The organism is Roseomonas sp. TF40 (assembly GCF_057219975.1).
In genome coordinates this window covers 207,687-224,283 of the sequence record NZ_JBXVVR010000007.1, presented here as the reverse complement: position 1 = coordinate 224,283, position 16,597 = coordinate 207,687, and the positions used below count along the sequence as shown (strand labels likewise).

Genomic DNA, 16,597 nt, shown 5'->3' with positions numbered 1-16,597 from the left:
CCAGCCGGTACACTGCCCCCCGGCGGGCTACTCCATCCGGGCGCCGACGGCCCGCAGGATGGGGGGCCATTTCTCGAACTCGGCCCGGTGCAGCGCCACCATCTCGGCGGGGGGCGTCTGCGGCGTGATGTCGAAGCCGATCGAGGTCAGGCGGTTGCGGATCGCCGGGTCGGCCAGCATGGCGACCGTGGCCTCATACATGCGCTGCACGATCGCCTCGGGCGTGCGCGCCACGGTGGAGACGCCGATCCAGGTGCTGAGTTCATAGCCCGCCACGCCCGCCTCCTGCATCGAGGGCACGTCCGGCAAGAAGGGCGAGCGCCCGGCGGAACTGACCGCGAGCGCGCGCAACTCGCCCGAGCGGATCAGCGCCAGCACGGTGGAGATGTTGAAGAAGGCGAAATCGACCTCGCCGGTCTGCGCGGCCAGGATGCCCTGCGGCGCGCCGCGATAGGGCACGTGCACGGCCTGGAAGCCGGTCATCTGCGCGAACATGGCGGAGGAGACGTGGTGGGTGGAGCCCACGCCGCCCGAGGAATAGGTCAGCCGCCCGGGCTGCGCCTTGCCCGCCGCCACGATGTCCGCCACCGAGCGGAAGGGCGAGTTCTTGTGCACCACCAGCGCGTTGCTGACCGAGACGATGCGCGTCACCGGCGCGAAGTCGCGCAGCGGGTCATAGGGCAGGCTCGGATAGAGCGCGGGGTTGAAGCCGATGGCGGTCTGGCCGGTGATGGTCACGGTGTAGCCATCGGGTGCGGCGCGCGCGACCTGGCCGAGGGCGAGGGTGCCATTCGCCGCCGGGCGGTTCTCCACCACCACGGGCTGGCCGAGGCGCGTGGACCAGCCTTCGGCGACGACGCGGGCCACGATGTCCACCGAACTGCCGGCGGCGAGCGGGGCGATCATGGTGATCGGCCGGCTCGGCCAGGGCGCCTGGGCTTGCGCAAACCCGGGCAGCAGGGCCGCGCCGGTGGCGGCAGCGAGGATGTGTCGGCGGCGCATCAATCAGGCTCCCTTGCGGATCAGGTAGATGGGGCTGGACCAGACCACCGCGCCGTCTTCCAGCGTCGCGCGGAGGTAGAGCGCATTGTCCTCGCCGGCCTTGAGCGGGATGCGCCGCGTGAGCGTGACGCGGCGATGCGGGTTGGCATCGGGCAGGCGGAAGACGCGCAGCCGGCGCCCGAGGCCGCCGGCCTCGAAGATCCTGTCCTCAAGCCCGATCTCGGCCACGGGGATGCTGGCGGTGACCAGGTTGGTCGCGATCTCCAGCGTGCCGGCGGTGGGGTCTTCCAGCATGGTCTCGAAGCCGCCGAAGCCGCCCGTGGTCACCGCCTCGAAGGCCACCCTGTCGGGCGTGGCGGCGAAGGGCTTGTCGACGTTCCAGCGATTGATCGGCCGCGTCGCGCCGAAGCGGTTGGCCGCGATGCCGACATGACCCTTCCACAGCGTCTCCCGCCCGCGGCCGCGATATTCCGACCCCTCCCAGGTCACGCAGAGGCGCGTACCAAGCTCGGCGGCGGCATAGGGGCGGAATACCTCCAGCAATTCGGTGCGGTTGCGCAACTCGATCCGCTGCACCGGCGCGGCCGAGGAGAGATCGAGCGTGAAGAGCGCCGTTGCGTCCGCAACATCCGTCAGGATGTCGCCCATCATCGCGCGATCCGTGTGCCCGATCGGCGGCCCGCCGAGTGCGGGATCATCCTCATGCAGCGCGGCCGGCGTGGCGAGGCTGAGCTGCACATCGAGATGCACGCGCGTCGCCGCCGTGGTGGCGTAGTGGTGCCGCCGCTTCAGCGCCTGGAACAGCGCGGGGCGCGAGAGATCCTCGGCCAGGAGGCAGGTCAGCCCGCCATAGGAGCCGAATTGCGAGGCGCCGGGATGCGACGCCCCCTGCCGCCCCTTATGCCCGTCCGAATTGGCGGAGATGCCGACGCGCGCGCCGACGGCGAAGGCATCCTCCAGCAGCCAGTCGAAGGTGCCCCAGTCGGAATGCACCTCGACCGCGCGTTCCAGCATGCGGTCATGCGCGAAGTGCAGATTGGCGTAGCGCCCGCCGACATGCGGCTGGCAGAGCACGCCGCCCTCCGCGCGCAGCGCCGCATGCAGCGCCTTCGCATCCAGCGCGTCATTGGCCGCATCGGCGAGATCCTCCACCAGCGCGTGGCAGGAACGGCGGATGGTGCGGCCCTCCTCCAGGAAGATCACGTTGCGATCGCCACCGAGCGCGGTGTTGCCGCTCCATTCATAGCCGGGGAAGAAGACGAAGCGGCCGGGTTGGTCGAACTCCGCCGTGAGGCGGTTGAGATCGGCCCAGAATGCGCCGGTGATCTGGAAGTCGTTGCCCTGGTGGCACATCGCATCGACGAAGGCGCAGTCGCGCGCGTATTCCGCGAGCCGCCGCGCGCTGTTCGAGCCCACCGTCTCGCCCGACTGGCCATGCAGATCCGCCCAATAGGGCAGCAGCGCGGCATGGGGCACGAGGCGCAGCGGGTTGGAGGTGGCGAGCACCGCGCCGGCCTCGTCGCACCATTGCACCTGCACCTCGCCCGCTGCGGCGCGCAGGCCTTCGATCCGGTGCGCGCGGGCCCCCACGGGCCAGTCGAGATGCGCGGGCAGGCCAGCGATCTCGCCACCCACGGCGCGCAGAAAAACACGCTCACGCAGCTGCGCGGTCGGGTTGCCCCAGGCATCGTCGGCACGGAGATTCAGGACAAAGTCCTCGCCGGCGCGGCGCAGCGTCGGCAGCACGGCGCGGCGCGTCACCGGCGGGCCGGCGATAATGGCGATGCTCGGCTGGTCGGGCAGCAGCGCCCAGTTGCAGGTGGCGAAGACATCGGCCAGCAGCAGGAAGCGGAACTCATCCTCGGCATAGGTCTGCATGCGCAGCCCCGGCGAGCCGAAGCGGCGATCGCCGAGCCGAACGGTGATGGTGTCGCCCGGTGCCAGGAAGCCGCGCTCGACGGTGACGGTGATGGTGCGGCTCCAGGGTCGCATGGCGAGCTTCGCGTCGAAGCTCAGCCGCAGCACCGCGCCGTTCGAGGCCTCGGCCGAGACGTAGTTCGCCGCCTTCGGATCGGTGAATTGCGGCCGCGCGAGATCGGAGACCTGGCGCGTGCAGATGCGCAGGGAGCCCGTGTCATCCACGCCGAAACGCCCGGCGGTGAAGACGAGTTCGAAGCTCGCATGGCTGCCCGCGATGACTGGATCGCGCGGGCTGAGGCTGACCGTGCCGATCTCGCGCGCCATGTAGTCCGTGTGATGCGCGGTGTGGCCGATGCCGGCGCCGGGAATGGGCAGGATCTGGCAAGGCGGGGTCTCGGGCATCTGGGTTTCCATCAGCAACTGCCGCGAGCCTAGGACCATGCGTGCGCTTCTTCCACCATGCATCGGACGAAAACTGGACAGGCGCGCGAGGGGTGAGGCAGGCTTGCCGGCATGAACATGCCCCGTCGCGCCCTGCTCGCCACGCCCGCCCTGCTGCTCGCGCCGCGCCGCGCCTCGGCGCAGGCCAGCTTCCCGTCGCGCCAGATGTCGGTGGTGGTGGGTGTCGCGCCCGGCGGCACGGCCGACATGGCGGCGCGCATCCTGGCGCAGGAATTCCCGCGCCGCTTCGGCGATCGCTACCCGGTGGTGGTGGAGAACCGCCCGGGTGCCGCGACGCAGATCGGCACGGCGCATGTCGCGCGCCAGCCGGCGGATGGGCACACGCTGCTCGTCGCCGGCGCGCCCTTCGCGATCAATCCAGGGCTCTTCCCCAACCTGCCCTATGACAGCGCGCGCGACTTCGCGCCGATCACGCTGCTGGTACGCAACGGGCTTTTCCTCGTCGTGCCGGCCAACTCCCCGGCGCGCGACCTGGCCGGCCTGCTTGCCCTGGCGCGCGCGCGCAACGGGGTGAACGTGGCCTCGGCCGGCAATGCCTCGATGAGCCACATGGCGATCGAACTCCTCGCCAGCCGCAGCGGTGCGACGCTGACGCATGTGCCCTTCCGCGGCAGCGGACTCGCCATGCCCGCGCTGCTCGGCGCGCAGGTCGATGCGATGTTCGAGAACCCGAGCACCGCTTTGCCGCATGTGCGCGAGGGCCGGCTGCGTGCGCTGGCCTTCACCGGCGCCGAGCGCAGCCCGGCCATGCCCGATGTGCCGACCGTGGCCGAGGCCGCCGGGCTGCCGGGCTATCTGGCGTTGAATTTCTTCGGCCTGTGGACACGCGCCGGCACGCCCGAGCCGGTGCTGGAGACGCTGCACGCGGCAACGCTGGAGGTGCTCGGCAAGCCCGAGGTGATCGCGCGTTTCACCGCCGATGGCGTGGAGACCGCGCCCATGCCGCGCGCCGCCTTCGGTGAGTTCGTCACCGAGCAGATGCGTGTCTGGGCCGCCGTGGTGCGGGAGCGCAACATCCAGCCGGGGTGAGGATCACACCCCGATCAAGCCGCGCACCTGCTCCATATCGCGCTCCAGATCAGCGGCGGAACCCGTCCAGACGGTCGCGCCTTTTTCCAGCACATGATGTCGATCCGCGAGCGCCTTCAGCGCGCGCAAATTCTTGTCGATCACCAGGATCGCCAGCCCCTCGCGCTTCAGCGTGGCAAGCGTCGCCCAGATCTCGGTGCGGATCACCGGCGCCAGCCCCTCGGTCGCCTCGTCGAGGATCAGTAGCCAGGGGTTGGTCATCAGCGCGCGGCCGATGGCGAGCATCTGCTGCTCGCCGCCCGACAGCGTGCGCGCCGATTGCCGCTGCCGTTCCTCGAGCCGCGGGAACAGCGCGTAGATGCGCCGCAGATCCCAGGGCGAAGGCCGGCGGAAGCGATCCGCCGCGGTCGCCACGAGATTCTCGCGCACGCTGAGCGTGGGGAAGACCTGCCGGCCTTCCGGCACGAGGCCGATGCCGCGCTGCGCCACGCGCTCGGGCGGCAGGCCGGCCAAAGCCTCGCCCCGGAAGGTCACGGAGCCGCCGCGCGGCGGGTTCAGGCCCATCACCGCGCGCACCGTGGTGGTCTTGCCCATGCCGTTGCGGCCCAGCAAGGTCGCCACCTCGCCCTCCGCCACGCGCAGCGAGACGTCGGAGAGCACCTGGCTGGCGCCATAGCCCGCCTTGAGGCCCTGCACCTCCAGCATCAGCCATGCTCCTCGGCGAGGTAGGCTTCCTGCACGGCCGGGTCGGCGCGGATCTCGGCGGGGCTGCCGGAGGCGATGGCGCGGCCATAGACCAGCACCGTGATGCGGTCCGCCAGCGCGAAGACCGCCTCCATGTCGTGCTCGACGAGCAGGATGGGGATGCGCCCCTTCAGCGCACGCAGCGTCTCGGTCATGGCGAGGCTCTCGGCGGCGCCGAGGCCGGCCATCGGCTCGTCCAGCAGCAGCAGGCGCGGCGCGGCGGCGAGCGCGATGGCGAGTTCGAGCACCTTGCGTTCGCCATGAGAAAGATCGCCCACGCGTGTGTCCCACCGCGCCTCGCCAAGGCCGACCTGCGCCAGAAGCGCGCGCGCGGGTTCGACCAGCGCGGCCTCCTCCGCCGCGCGGCGCCAGAAGCGGAAGGAATGCCCGGCATGGGCCTGCACGGCGAGTGCGACATTCGCCAAAGCCGTGTCGTCATCCAGCAACTGCACGATCTGGAAGCTGCGCGCGAGGCCGCGCCGCGCGCGCATCGCGACGGAGAGGCGCGAGACATCCGCGCCGAGGAACAGGATGCGCCCGGCATCGGGGCGGATCTCGCCGGTCAGCAGCCCCATCAGCGTGGTCTTGCCCGCGCCGTTCGGGCCGATCAGCGCGTGCAGTTCGCCTGTATGTACCTCAAGCGAGAGGTTGTCGGTGGCGACCAGCCCGCCGAAGCGCTTGACGAGGCCCTCCGCGACCAGGACGGGCTCAGCCATGCCCCCGTCCCCCGCCGCGCCCATAGCCGAGCAGACCCATCAGCCCGCCGCGCGCATAGAGCACCACGCCGAGCAGGATCGGCCCGAGGAAGAACTGCCAATGCTCGGTGAGTCCCCCCAGCGCGTATTCCAGCCCGACGAGGCCCGCAGCCCCCAGCACCGGGCCGAACAGCGTGCCGACGCCGCCCAGGATGACCATCACCATCAACTCGCCCGAGCGCTGCCAGGACATCATCTCGGGCGAGACGAAGCGCAGGTAGTTCGCCATCAGCGCACCGGCCATGCCGCAGCCCACGCCGGAGATGATGAAGGCGACCAGCTTGTAGGCGTAGGTGGACACGCCGATCGCCGCCATGCGGCGCTCGTTCTGGCGGATGCCCTCCAGCACCCGGCCGAAGCGGCTGCCGACGATGCGCGCCAGCACGAAGAGCCAGGCGACCAGCAGCCCGAGGCAGAGCCAGTACATCTGCATCGCGTCGCGCAGGTCGAGCCCGGGGACGAGGTTGCGCCGGCGCACCACCAGCCCGTCATCGCCGCCATACTGCTTCAGGCCGACGAAGAGGAAGAAGACCATCTGCGCGAAGGCGAGCGTGATCATGATGAACTGCACGCCCGAGGTGCGCAGCGACAGCGCGCCGATCGCCGCCGCCGCCAGCCCGGCGACGAGCATCGCGAGCGGCAGGGTGATCAGCAGCTGGTTCGTGCCGGGAATGAAGCCCAGCAGCGGCTCGCCCAGGCGGAAATGCTCCCAGAGGATGCCGACCACATAGGCGCCGAGGCCGAAATAGGCGGCGTGGCCGAAGCTCACCAGCCCCGCATGGCCGATCAGCAGGTTGAGCGAGGCGGCGGCGATGGCGAGGCAGACGATCTGCGTGGCGATGCCCGTGGTGGCGGGGAAGCCCGCGGCCTGCGCGCCCAAGGGCAGCAGGATGGCGCCAAGCAGCAGAAGGCCCAGGATGACACGCTCACGCATGGGCGGGGAACAGGCCGCGCGGCCGCACCAGCAGCACCACCGCCATCAGCACATAGACTCCCATGGAGGAGAGCGAGGCGCCGAGCGCATCCGCCTCGCTCGCCGGCAGCACGCCGCGCAGCAGCCCCGGCATGATGCCGCGCAGCAGCGTATCGGTGATGCCGACAAGCAGCGCGCCGAACAGCGCGCCGCGCACCGAGCCGATGCCGCCGATCACCACCACCACGAAGGTGAGGATCAGGATCTGCTCGCCCATGCCGACCTGCACATTGTAGACCGGCCCGGCCATCAGCCCCGCGAGGCCCGCCAGCAGCGCGCCGAGCCCGAAGACCAGCGTGTAGAGCTTGCGGATATCCACGCCCAGCGCGCGCACCATCTCCCGATGCGTCGCCCCGGCGCGCACCAGCATGCCGATGCGGCTGTGCTGGATCAGCAGATAGAGCCCCGCCGCCACCACCAGCCCGATGGCGATGATCAGCAGGCGGTAGGCCGGGTAGGGCACGCCGGGCAGGATCTCCACCGCGCCGGTCAGCAGCGGCGGCAATTCGACGAAAAGCGGCTGGCGGCCGACCAGCATGGTGATGCCCTGGTTGAAGAACAGGATCAGCCCGAAGGTCGCCAGCACCTGGTCCAGATGGTCGCGCGCATAGAGCCGGCGCAGCACCAGCAATTCCATCGCCATGCCGGTGGCCGCCGCGGCACCAAGCCCGGCCAGCAGCGCCAGCCACCAGCTGCCTGTCGCCTGCGCCACCACCGCCGCGCCATAGGCGCCGATCATGTAGAGCGAGCCATGGGCGAGGTTGATCACGCCCATGATGCCGAAGACCAGGGTGAGCCCGGCGGCCAGCAGAAACAGCATGACGCCGAGCTGCACGCCGTTGAGAAGCTGCTCGGCCAGCAGGACGCTCATGGATCGACGCTTCCTGCCGGCCAGACGCGGTTCAGAGGCGGCACGTCGCCGAATAGGCGTCGCCGTGATTCTCCAGCACGCGGCGCTGCGTCACGAGCGCCAGCTGGCCGTTCACCCGCTGCACCTTCAGCGCGTACCAATCCTGCACCGGGTGCTGGTTCGGGCCGAAGCGGAAGCGCCCGCGCGTCGTCTCGAAATCGGCGCGCAGCATGGCGGTGCGGAAGGCGGCAGGGTCCACGCTGCCGCGCGTCTGGCGCAGCGCCGCGCCGATGGCGAGCGCCGTGTCATAGCCCTGCTGGGCGTAATAGGTCGGGATACGGTTGTAGCGCGCCCGGAACGCCTCAACGAAACGGCGCGAGGCCGCGTTGTCGAAATCCGTGTTCCAGTGAGAGGTGCAGTTCACGCCCTCCGCCGCATCGCCGACCGCGGCCAGCGTCGTGCTGTCCATCGAGGGGGCGGCGACGCATTGCGGGATCGTGGCCAGCAGACCGGCCTGCGCATATTGCCGCAGGAAGGCGATGCCGAGCCCGCCCGGATGGAACTGGAACACGGCATCCGGCCGCGCGGCGCGGATCTGCGCCATCTCGGCTGCGTAGTCGGTCTGGTCGAGCCGCGTGTAGGTCTCCAGCACCACCTGGCCCTTGTAGAGCCGCTTGAAGCCGGTCAGCGCGTCGCGCCCGGCCTGGTAGTTCGGCGCGAGGATCGCCATGCGCCCGTAGCCAAGCTGGTTCGCCAGCTCGCCCGCGCTCTCATGCAGGCTGTCATTCTGCCAGGAGACGACATAGTAGTTCCGGTGGCATTCGCGCCCGGCGAAATTCGACGGCCCGGCATTGGGCGACACATAGATGCCATCCCCATCCAGCACGTCCGGCGCCACGGCACCCAGCACGTTCGAGAACACCACGCCGGTGAACAGGCGGATCCGGTCGTTCTTCAGGAAGCGTTCGGCGATCGCCTTGCCCTGGCCGGGGCGCAGCGCGTCGTCCTCGACCGCGAGCTGCACGGCCTGCCCGCCAAGCCGGCCCTGCTCCATGTCCATGGCGAGCTGGAAGGCGTCGCGGATGTCCTGGCCGAGATAGCCGCCAGGGCCGGAGAGCGTGGTGATCATGCCGATGCGCAGCGCCGCGCCCTGGGCATAGGCCGGCAGGGCGAGCCCGCCGCCGATCGCCGTGCCGGCCGCAAGGCCCGTGCTGCCTGCGAGGAATGTGCGCCTGTTCATTGTTTGCTCTCCTTCTCCCGGTTCGTCCCGGCCCTGTGGCCTCTGGTTCACATGAGTCAGACCGCGTTGCAAGAACCCTCTGCCCGCGCCCTCATATCAAGCGCAGGAAGGTATCACCTTCCTGCCCCTCAGACGCCGGGCGGCGGCCATCCGGCCGCCTTGGCTGCGCGGCATTGGCCGCGGCGCGCCTTCGCGCGCTCGGCCCTACGGGCCGCAGGTCGGAACTTCGTGCGTCGGGAATCATTCCACCCGCGCGCCCGAGAGGCGGATCAGCCGCCCCTTGTCGATCAGGTCGGCGGCGATGAAGGCGGCGAAGGCCTCGGGCGTGTTGGCGTGGCCGCTCATGCCCCGGCCGGTGACGTGGCGGGCGGCGAAGGCGGGCTCGCCCATCACCGCCGCCACTGCGCCCTGCAGCGCCAGCAGCGTGGCGGGCGGCGTGCCGCCGGGGGCGAAGAGGCCGAACCAGGTGCGCGGGTCCATGGCACCCAGGCCAAGCTCCGCCATGGTCGGCACCTCCGGCAGGCTGGGCAGGCGCGCGTCGCGCCCGATGGCGAGCGCGCGCAACGTGCCGGCGGCCAGATGCGGCCCGGCGATGCCCGCGCCGGCCAGCGTCATCTGCACCTCGCCCGCGATGGTCGCCTGCAGCGCGGGGGCGAGGCCGCGATAGGGCACATGCACGATGTCCAGCCGTTGCTCGGCCTTCAGCGCCTCGAAGAAAAGCTGCGGCTGGCTGCCCGCGCCGTAGGAACCGTAGTTGAGCTGCCCGGGCCGCGCCCGCGCCGCGGCGATCAACCCGGCCATGTCGCGCGCCGGCAGCGCCCCCTGCACGATCACCATCTGGTGCACCTCCGCCAGCAGCGTGACCGGGGCGAGGTCGCGGATCGGGTCCACCGGCAGGGTTGCGTAGAGATGCGGGTTGGAGGTGATGGAACTGTCGGAGGTCAGCAGCAGCACATGCCCATCGGCCGGCGCGCGCGCCACATGCTCGACGCCGGGGATGGTGTTGCCGCCGGGGCGGTTGTCCACCGTCACTGTCTGGTTCCAGGCGCGCCCCAGCGCATCGGCGAGCGCGCGCGCCATCACATCCACGCCGCCGCCCGGCGGATAGGGCACGACGATGCGCACGGGACGCGCGGGGAAGGCGCCCTGCGCGCGCAGGGTGGCGGGCGCGGCCAGGAGCGCCGCGGCGAGGGCAGGCAGGGCGCGGCGGGCGATCCTCATCGGGCGGCTTCTCCTGTCGGGAAATGGGCACGCAGCAGCGCCGCCAGGGCGCGCGGCGCCTCGAGCTTCGAGATGTGGCCCACGCCCGGAAGGATCGCGAGGCGCGCGCCCGGGATGGCGGCGGCGATGGCCTCGCTCACCGGCACGGGGTTGATCTGGTCCTCGCTGCCGCAGCCCACCAGCGTGGGGGCGATGATGCGCGGCGCGAAATCGCCGATGAGGTCGCCGGAATCGATGGCCCGCGCCGCCTGCATCATGCCGCGCGGATGCGTGGCCGCGAGGGTACGTTGCAGCAGCGTGACGACCTCCGGCGGCGAATCCGGGGCGATGAGGCGCTGCCAGCGCTCGGCGGCCAGCGCCAGCCCGCCCTCGCGGATGCTCTCCGCGCGCATGGCCAGCCTTTGCGCGCGCTCCTCCGCCGATTTGCTGCGGAAGCCGGCCGAGGCGCCGAGCAGCGTCAGGCTGCCGATCCGCCCCGGATGCCGCGCCGCGAGCCCGGCCGCGACGAGGCCGCCGAAGGAACTGCCCACCACATGCGCCCGCGCCACGCCGAGGGCGCCGAGCAGCGCGGCGGCGGCATCGGCGAAATCCTCGATGCGCGGCGCGTCTGCCGCGAAGCCATCGCTCAGCCAGTAGCCCGGCGCATTCCAGGCGATGACGCGCCGCGTCGCGCCCAGATCCTCCAGCAGGTAGCGCCAGCCCGTGGCGTTGGAGCCGATGCCGTGCAGCAGCAGCACGGGCAGGCCTTCGGCGGCGCCGCGCGGGCCGGTCTCGCGGTAGCTCGCGCGCGTGCCGAGCAGGCCGAGCGCCGTGGCGTCGAGCCCGATGAACTGCGTCTCCGGCAGGCCGGGCATAGGGGGGCGGCTGCGATCGGTCATGGCGTCCGTTCGAACAAAAGGGCGAGGCCGCAGGCTTCCTCCGCCGGGATCATCGGCCGCCCATCGGGCAGGGTGAGCACGGTGGCGCCGGATGCGGCGGCGTGGCGCGCGGCAGCGGCGGGATCTGCGCAGGCGATGGCGATGGCGGCGATGCAGGGGGGCATGGGCAGCAGCGTGCCGGGCAGCGCCGCGCGCGCGCGGGGCAGGTCGAGCAGCGTGAGGCGCTGCCCGGAGGCGAAGCGGAACACCGCGCGGCCGGGCGAGTCCTCGGCCGGGCCGAAGCCGGCATAGCGGGCGTATTTGGCGATGAAGGCCGGCAGGTCGTCCGCCACCACCAGCGTCTCCACCAGCGCCTGCGCGCCATTCGGGTGCACGCAATGGCGCGGCTGGTAGATGAAGTCGGGCGTGAGGTGGCGCGCGACCTGGATGTAGCCTTCCGGCGAATCCCCAGGCGAGAACTGCAACCTTTCGAAGCGTGCGGTGCGCGGGCCATCCGGCGTCTCGACCTCGCGCTGCAGGGGCAGGATGCCGGAGGTGGCAAGGCCGGCGGCGGCGAGGCGCGTCTCGGCGGCGGGCAGATCCTCGCCATCGAAGCAGATGATGTGCGCCCCCTGGTGCCGCGCGAGGAAGCCCGCGACGCGCGCGGCCTGCTGGCGCGGATCGGCGCTGCCCAGGATCTCGAGATAGTTGCCCGGGAACATCAGGCAGCGATTGCCCGAGCCGAGCGGCTGCACCGCCTCGCCCGGCTTCCAGGCGGCGGCGTGCGGCGAATAGGGCGTGACCTGGAAACCAAGCGCCTCGAAGCGCGCGGCGGCGACATCCAGGTCGCGCACCGCCATGCCGACATGGTTGACGCCGTCCAGCAGCCCGGGCGCGGCGAGACTCACAGGCAGACCCAGCCCGGCGGCGGCTCCTTGCCCGGATGGATCGTGCCGCAATGCGGGCAGGTGCGCTTCGCTTCGCTGCCATAGAAGGCGGTGAAGAGCGGCGGCAGATCCTTCACGATGTCCTTCACCTGCACCTCGACGCGATGCACCAGCCCGCCGCAGTTGAAGCAGAACCATTCGAAGCCGTCGCGATGCGCCTCGGTGCGCGTGCCTTCGACGACAAGGCCGACGCTGCCCGGCAGAGGGCGCTGCGGCGAGTGGCGCATATGCGGCGGCAGCAGGAAGACATCGCCCTCGCGGATGATGAGATCCTCGATCTTCCCGCGATCATGGATCTTCAGCATCATGTCGCCGCGCAGCTGGTAGAAGAATTCCTCCACCGGATCGTCGTGGAAATCGACGCGCTGGTTCGGCCCGCCGACGATCATCACCACCATGCCGTCGGTCGTGGTGAACAGCGACTTGTTGCCCACCGGCGGCTTGAGCAGGTGCTCGTTCTCGGCGATCCAGGCGTTGAAGTTGAAGGGCTTCATCATCGTCGTCACTCCGCGGCTGCGTGGAGGGGAAGCTTGAGGCCGCACGCCTGGAAGGCGGCGCGCGTCGCCTGCTTCTCGGCCTCGGTGAGTTCGAGCATGGGCGGGCGCACCGCCCCGCCCACCTGGCCGAGCAGCGACTGCCAGTATTTCTGATGCGCATGCGGCTTGCCGCCGGGGCGCGTGGATTTCAGCGCGTGCCGCACCGGCTGCAGGCTCTCCCACAGGGCCTTCGCCTCCGCCGCCCGGCCCGCGAAGGCGAGGTCCGTATAGGCGCGCATCCGCCGATCCGCCGCGGTCTGGATCAGGTAGGGAGGCGAGGAGCAGAGGTAGCAGCGCCAGCCGAGCTCGAGGATGTTGTCCAGCCACTCCTCCTCGCTCGCCGTGCTGACGATCAGCTTGCCGCGCGTGAGTTCGGTGAGCCGCACATACATCTCGCGCGGCACGGAATACTTGATGCCGACGATGTTGGGGATGTCGGCGATGCGCGCGCAGAGCTCAGGGCTCATCAGGTAGCCGCTGTCGGGGTGCGACCAGAGGCAGATGCCGATCTGCACCTGCGATGCGATGTGCCGGTAGTATTCGTAGAGGATCTCGTCGCGGTCATGGATGAAATGCAGCACCGGCGCATGCACCACCAGGAAATCCGCGCCCACCGCCTCGGCATGTTTCGCGAGCTCGATCACCGTGTCCATGTTCTGGTCGGAGACGCTCATGATGGTGCGCTTGCCCTCGGCGCGCGCCACGTCGACGGCGATCTCGAAGGCGCGCTTGCGCTCGGCGAGGGACATGGCGAAGAACTCGCCCTGCTTGCCGGCGACGAAGACGCCATCGATGCCCAGATCGCCGAACCAATGGGCGAGGTTGGCGCGGAAGCCGGCCTCATCCACCGCGAGGCTGCCCGGGGTGAAGGGCATCAGCGCGGCACACCAGATGCCGCGCAGCGCCTCCGCGGCGAAATCCTTCGCATCCGTCGCGCGCATGGCGTTCATCTCCTTCGTTCCTGCATCCATCGCCAGAGTCGTTCCGCGGTCAGCGGCAGCTCGATCGTCGCCGGCTCGTCGCCCGCGGGGCAGGCGGCATCCAGCGCCGCATTCACCACCGCCGCCGGCACGCCAATGCAGCCGGCCTCGCCGATGCCCTTGGCGCCGAGCGGCGTGTTGGCGGCAAGGCTCGGCTGGGCCAGCCCCTTCAGCACCACAGTGTCGGGCAGATCATCGGCGCGCGGCAGCGCATAGTCCATCAGGCTGCCGGTCAGCAGCTGGCCCTGCGCGTCGAAGACCGCGTGCTCGAACAGCGCCTCGGCCACGCCCATCATCAGCCCGCCCCACATCTGCCCCTTGGCGAGCATCGGGTTGAGCACCGTGCCGGCGTCATCCACCCAGATGAGCTGCTCCACACGGGCCCGGCCGGTCTCGGCATCCAGCGCCACCTGCGCCAGCACCGCGCCGGCGGCCCAGGATTCGCGCGCGGCGGTGAAGATCGCCTCGGCGCTGGCCGGGCCGGATTCCGCCATCGCGAGCAGCTTCGCGCAGGCCGCGAGCACGGCGCCGCCGCCGATGCCGGTGCTGCGGCTGGCGAGCGCGCCGATGCCCTCCGGCGTGGCGGCGGTATCGCCCTGCACCACGCGAATGCGCGCGGGTGCGATGCCCAGCGCCTCGGCCGCGAGCTGGGCGAAGGCCGTCTCCCGCCCCTGGCCCTGCGCCGTGGCACCGACGGCCAGTGTGTAGCCGCCCGAGGCCTCGCGCGTGATCCGCGCGCTCTCGAATCCCTGGCCGCAGGGCTCGACATAGAGCGCGAGGCCCAGCCCCACCGCCTCGCCCTGCGCGCGCCGCGCATCGCGCGCGGCGGCCAGGCTGTCCCAGCTGCCGCCCGCGGCGGCCAGCAGCGTGTCGAGCAGGGCATCGTAATCGCCGGAATCGAGCGCCTCCCCGCCCGGCAGGACATGCGGGAAGCGCCGCACCAGATTGCGCCGGCGCAGCGCGACGGGGCTGAGGCCGAGCTTGCGCGCCGCACGGTCCATCAGCCTCTCGAGCAGCATCGTCGCCTCCGGCCGCCCGGCGCCGCGATGGATGCCCATGGCGGGCCGCGCCTCCGGGCGCGCCTGCAGCGTGACTTCGATGCCCGGCACGTCATAGGGGCCGGGCAGGCCGCGCGCGGCGTTGCGCCCCGGCACCGCGGCCGAATAGGGCAGGCGATGGCCGAGCGGGAAATCGAGCGTGGCGGTGAGCCGCCTCGCGCGCCCGAGAGGGTCGAAGACGAGGCGCGCCTGCAGCATGCCGCCGCGGCCCATGGTGGCGGCCAGCAATTCCTCCCCGCGCGTCGCCACCCAGCGCAGCGGCACGCCGAGACGCCAGGCGGCGGCGGCCAGCGCGATTTCCTCCGGAAAGATCGAGGCCTTGCCCCCGAAGGCGCCGCCGACATCGGGTGCCACCACACGGAGCCGTTCCGCGGGAATGCCCAGCGCGGCCGCGATGTCGCGCCGCGCGCGATGCGGCGTCTGGGTGGAGAGATGCAGCGTCATGCCCTCGGCGCCCGGCACCGCCAGCACGGCGCGGGGTTCCAGCGCCGAGGGGGCGATGCGGGCATGGGCGATGCCGGCCTCCACGCAGCGCGGCGCATTGCCCGGCTCCGGCGCGCGCTGCCAGCGGCCGGTGAAGGCGGGCGGGGCGGGGGCTTCCGCCAGCGGCGCGAGGTCGGGCGCCAGCGCCTCGACCGCATCGGCGGCGGCGGCGGCGCTCTCCGCCAGGATCAGGGCGATGGCCTCGCCGGCGCTGGCCACCCGCCCCTCGGCCAGGGCGGCGAAGCGCGGCAGCACGCCTTCGGGCGTGTCGGCGAAGCGGTTGATGGCGGGGGCGCCGACCAGGCCGAGCTCGGCGGCGAGCAGCACGCCGCGCACGCCGGGCAGGGCGAGCGCCGGTGCGCTGTCCAGCGGGCCGAGCCGGGCCGGGCCGAAGGGCGCGCGCAGGAAGGCGGCGTGCAGCGTGCCGGGGGGCGGGGGGATGTCGGCGACGAAGCGCCCCTGCCCGGTCAGCAGCCGCGCATCCTCCACCCGGCGCAGGGAGGCGCCGATCCAGCTTCCGGTGCGGGGGTGCAGCGTGTCCGGCATGGCGGCGAGGGTTGCGGGGCTGCCCGGCATCGCGCAAGCTGATTTATCAGATGAATTGATCGCGTTTCACGATGGATGCCACGCCGCGCATGCTCCGCGCCTTCCTCGCCGTGGCGGAGGAGGCCGGATTCACCGCCGCCGCCCGCCGCCTCGGCCTCGCGCAATCCGCGGTGTCGGAGCTGGTGGCCGGGCTGGAACACGCCCTCGGTGCGCGGCTGCTCGCGCGCAGCACGCGCCGCGTCAGCCTGACCCCGGCGGGCGAGGCCTTCCGGCCGCGCGCCGCCGCCCTGCTGGCCGATCTCGACGCCGCCGCCCAGGCCGCGCGCCGCGTCGCCGCGGGGGCGGCGCTGGCCAGCAGCCTCGCCACAACGCCGCTGCTGGCCGCCGCCCTCGCCCCCGCCGCGCTGCGCCGCTTCGCCAACGCCCTGCCGGAGGGCCGCGCCAGCCTGGTGGAGGCGCCGGCCAGCGCCATCCCGGAACTGGTCCGCGCCGGCGCCGTCGCGCTCGGCCTGGGCACCTTCCCCGCGCCGACGCTGGAAGGGCTCACGGTGGAGCGGCTGTTCACCGATCGCCTTGCGCTGTTCTGCCCGGCCGGCCACCCCCTCGCGGCGCGCCGGCGCGTCACCTGGCGCGAGTTGGAGGGCGAGGCCTGGGTCGGGCTCGATGCAAGCAGCGCGCTGCGCGGGCTGATCGAGGCCGCGCGGCTCGCGGCCGGGCTCTCGCCCCTGCCGCCGGTGCAGGCCGTCTCCCAGATCGCGACCGTGCTGGCGCTGGTCGAGGCGCGGCTGGGGATCGCGGTGCTGCCCCAGGCCGGCGCGCTGCTGCTGCCGCGCCGGCGGATCGTGATGCGCGCCCTGGGCGGGCCGGTGGTGAACCGCGACGTGGTGCTGATCCGCCGCCCCGGCCGGCTGGACCCGGCCGGCGCCGCCCTCGCAACAGCCCTGCGCGACCCCCCTGGACCGCGGGCGCGGCAACGGTGAGGATACCCCCCACA

At 71.9% G+C, this 16,597-nt stretch carries 15 protein-coding genes; 2 read left to right on the top strand and 13 right to left on the bottom strand.

Annotated elements, in window-relative coordinates:
- Positions 1-27: 27 nt before the first annotated feature.
- Entirely contained in the window at positions 28-1,002 is a 975-nt protein-coding gene (locus tag AC2D9U_RS19570) for a Bug family tripartite tricarboxylate transporter substrate binding protein (protein WP_484752019.1), read from the bottom strand.
- Positions 1,003-1,005: 3 nt separating this feature from the next.
- Positions 1,006-3,324, bottom strand: a complete 2,319-nt coding sequence (locus AC2D9U_RS19565; RefSeq protein ID WP_484752017.1) for a DUF3604 domain-containing protein — start codon at positions 3,322-3,324, stop codon at positions 1,006-1,008.
- Between the two features lie 111 nt (positions 3,325-3,435).
- Here AC2D9U_RS19565 and AC2D9U_RS19560 point away from each other — a divergent pair, with 111 nt between their 5' ends.
- On the top strand, positions 3,436-4,413 hold the full coding sequence (locus AC2D9U_RS19560) for a tripartite tricarboxylate transporter substrate-binding protein (RefSeq protein ID WP_484752016.1): 978 nt from the start codon (positions 3,436-3,438) through the stop codon (positions 4,411-4,413).
- Between the two features lie 3 nt (positions 4,414-4,416).
- Here the strand turns inward: AC2D9U_RS19560 and AC2D9U_RS19555 are convergent, their stop codons facing one another.
- The 11 genes from AC2D9U_RS19555 to AC2D9U_RS19505 all read right to left on the bottom strand — a co-directional run bounded on the left by AC2D9U_RS19555 (position 4,417) and on the right by AC2D9U_RS19505 (position 15,633).
- Positions 4,417-5,118, bottom strand: a complete 702-nt coding sequence (locus AC2D9U_RS19555) for an ABC transporter ATP-binding protein (RefSeq protein WP_484752015.1) — start codon at positions 5,116-5,118, stop codon at positions 4,417-4,419.
- Positions 5,118-5,873: an ABC transporter ATP-binding protein gene (locus AC2D9U_RS19550; RefSeq protein WP_484752013.1), complete on the bottom strand. Its 756-nt coding sequence runs from the start codon at positions 5,871-5,873 to the stop codon at positions 5,118-5,120. The genes AC2D9U_RS19555 and AC2D9U_RS19550 overlap by 1 nt, the downstream gene beginning before the upstream one ends.
- Entirely contained in the window at positions 5,866-6,846 is a 981-nt protein-coding gene (locus tag AC2D9U_RS19545; RefSeq protein WP_484752012.1) for a branched-chain amino acid ABC transporter permease, read from the bottom strand. The genes AC2D9U_RS19550 and AC2D9U_RS19545 overlap by 8 nt, the downstream gene beginning before the upstream one ends.
- A complete protein-coding gene (locus AC2D9U_RS19540; RefSeq protein ID WP_484752010.1) occupies positions 6,839-7,756 on the bottom strand; it encodes a branched-chain amino acid ABC transporter permease in 918 nt (305 codons plus the stop codon). The genes AC2D9U_RS19545 and AC2D9U_RS19540 overlap by 8 nt, the downstream gene beginning before the upstream one ends.
- Positions 7,757-7,787: 31 nt before the next feature.
- A complete protein-coding gene (locus AC2D9U_RS19535) occupies positions 7,788-8,975 on the bottom strand; it encodes an ABC transporter substrate-binding protein (RefSeq protein WP_484752008.1) in 1,188 nt (395 codons plus the stop codon).
- 240 nt (positions 8,976-9,215) lie between these two features.
- Entirely contained in the window at positions 9,216-10,196 is a 981-nt protein-coding gene (locus AC2D9U_RS19530) for a Bug family tripartite tricarboxylate transporter substrate binding protein (protein WP_484752007.1), read from the bottom strand.
- Positions 10,193-11,074, bottom strand: coding sequence for an alpha/beta fold hydrolase (locus AC2D9U_RS19525; protein ID WP_484752005.1), 882 nt, complete (start codon positions 11,072-11,074; stop codon positions 10,193-10,195). Before AC2D9U_RS19525 ends, AC2D9U_RS19530 begins: the two co-directional genes overlap by 4 nt.
- Complete coding sequence (locus AC2D9U_RS19520; RefSeq protein ID WP_484752003.1) at positions 11,071-11,961, bottom strand: VOC family protein; 891 nt, start codon at positions 11,959-11,961, stop codon at positions 11,071-11,073. The genes AC2D9U_RS19525 and AC2D9U_RS19520 overlap by 4 nt, the downstream gene beginning before the upstream one ends.
- Positions 11,958-12,497, bottom strand: coding sequence for a 3-hydroxyanthranilate 3,4-dioxygenase (locus AC2D9U_RS19515; RefSeq protein WP_484752001.1), 540 nt, complete (start codon positions 12,495-12,497; stop codon positions 11,958-11,960). The genes AC2D9U_RS19520 and AC2D9U_RS19515 overlap by 4 nt, the downstream gene beginning before the upstream one ends.
- Positions 12,498-12,502: 5 nt before the next feature.
- Entirely contained in the window at positions 12,503-13,486 is a 984-nt protein-coding gene (locus tag AC2D9U_RS19510) for a dihydrodipicolinate synthase family protein (protein WP_484751999.1), read from the bottom strand.
- A complete protein-coding gene (locus tag AC2D9U_RS19505) occupies positions 13,483-15,633 on the bottom strand; it encodes a xanthine dehydrogenase family protein molybdopterin-binding subunit (RefSeq protein ID WP_484751997.1) in 2,151 nt (716 codons plus the stop codon). The genes AC2D9U_RS19510 and AC2D9U_RS19505 overlap by 4 nt, the downstream gene beginning before the upstream one ends.
- 41 nt (positions 15,634-15,674) lie before the next feature.
- Between AC2D9U_RS19505 and AC2D9U_RS19500 the strand changes: the two genes are divergently transcribed.
- Positions 15,675-16,583 (top strand): LysR family transcriptional regulator, encoded by a 909-nt coding sequence (locus tag AC2D9U_RS19500; RefSeq protein ID WP_484751993.1) that lies wholly within the window; start codon positions 15,675-15,677, stop codon positions 16,581-16,583.
- Positions 16,584-16,597 lie beyond the last annotated feature (14 nt).

Coding starts and splice junctions, on each gene's coding strand:
- AC2D9U_RS19570 (WP_484752019.1), bottom strand. CDS start 1,002: ATGCGCCGCCGACACATCCTCGCTGCCGCCACCGGCGCGGCCCTGCTG.
- AC2D9U_RS19565 (WP_484752017.1), bottom strand. CDS start 3,324: ATGCCCGAGACCCCGCCTTGCCAGATCCTGCCCATTCCCGGCGCCGGC.
- AC2D9U_RS19560 (WP_484752016.1), top strand. CDS start 3,436: ATGAACATGCCCCGTCGCGCCCTGCTCGCCACGCCCGCCCTGCTGCTC.
- AC2D9U_RS19555 (WP_484752015.1), bottom strand. CDS start 5,118: ATGCTGGAGGTGCAGGGCCTCAAGGCGGGCTATGGCGCCAGCCAGGTG.
- AC2D9U_RS19550 (WP_484752013.1), bottom strand. CDS start 5,873: ATGGCTGAGCCCGTCCTGGTCGCGGAGGGCCTCGTCAAGCGCTTCGGC.
- AC2D9U_RS19545 (WP_484752012.1), bottom strand. CDS start 6,846: ATGCGTGAGCGTGTCATCCTGGGCCTTCTGCTGCTTGGCGCCATCCTG.
- AC2D9U_RS19540 (WP_484752010.1), bottom strand. CDS start 7,756: ATGAGCGTCCTGCTGGCCGAGCAGCTTCTCAACGGCGTGCAGCTCGGC.
- AC2D9U_RS19535 (WP_484752008.1), bottom strand. CDS start 8,975: ATGAACAGGCGCACATTCCTCGCAGGCAGCACGGGCCTTGCGGCCGGC.
- AC2D9U_RS19530 (WP_484752007.1), bottom strand. CDS start 10,196: ATGAGGATCGCCCGCCGCGCCCTGCCTGCCCTCGCCGCGGCGCTCCTG.
- AC2D9U_RS19525 (WP_484752005.1), bottom strand. CDS start 11,074: ATGACCGATCGCAGCCGCCCCCCTATGCCCGGCCTGCCGGAGACGCAG.
- AC2D9U_RS19515 (WP_484752001.1), bottom strand. CDS start 12,497: ATGATGAAGCCCTTCAACTTCAACGCCTGGATCGCCGAGAACGAGCAC.
- AC2D9U_RS19510 (WP_484751999.1), bottom strand. CDS start 13,486: ATGAACGCCATGCGCGCGACGGATGCGAAGGATTTCGCCGCGGAGGCG.
- AC2D9U_RS19505 (WP_484751997.1), bottom strand. CDS start 15,633: ATGCCGGGCAGCCCCGCAACCCTCGCCGCCATGCCGGACACGCTGCAC.
- AC2D9U_RS19500 (WP_484751993.1), top strand. CDS start 15,675: ATGGATGCCACGCCGCGCATGCTCCGCGCCTTCCTCGCCGTGGCGGAG.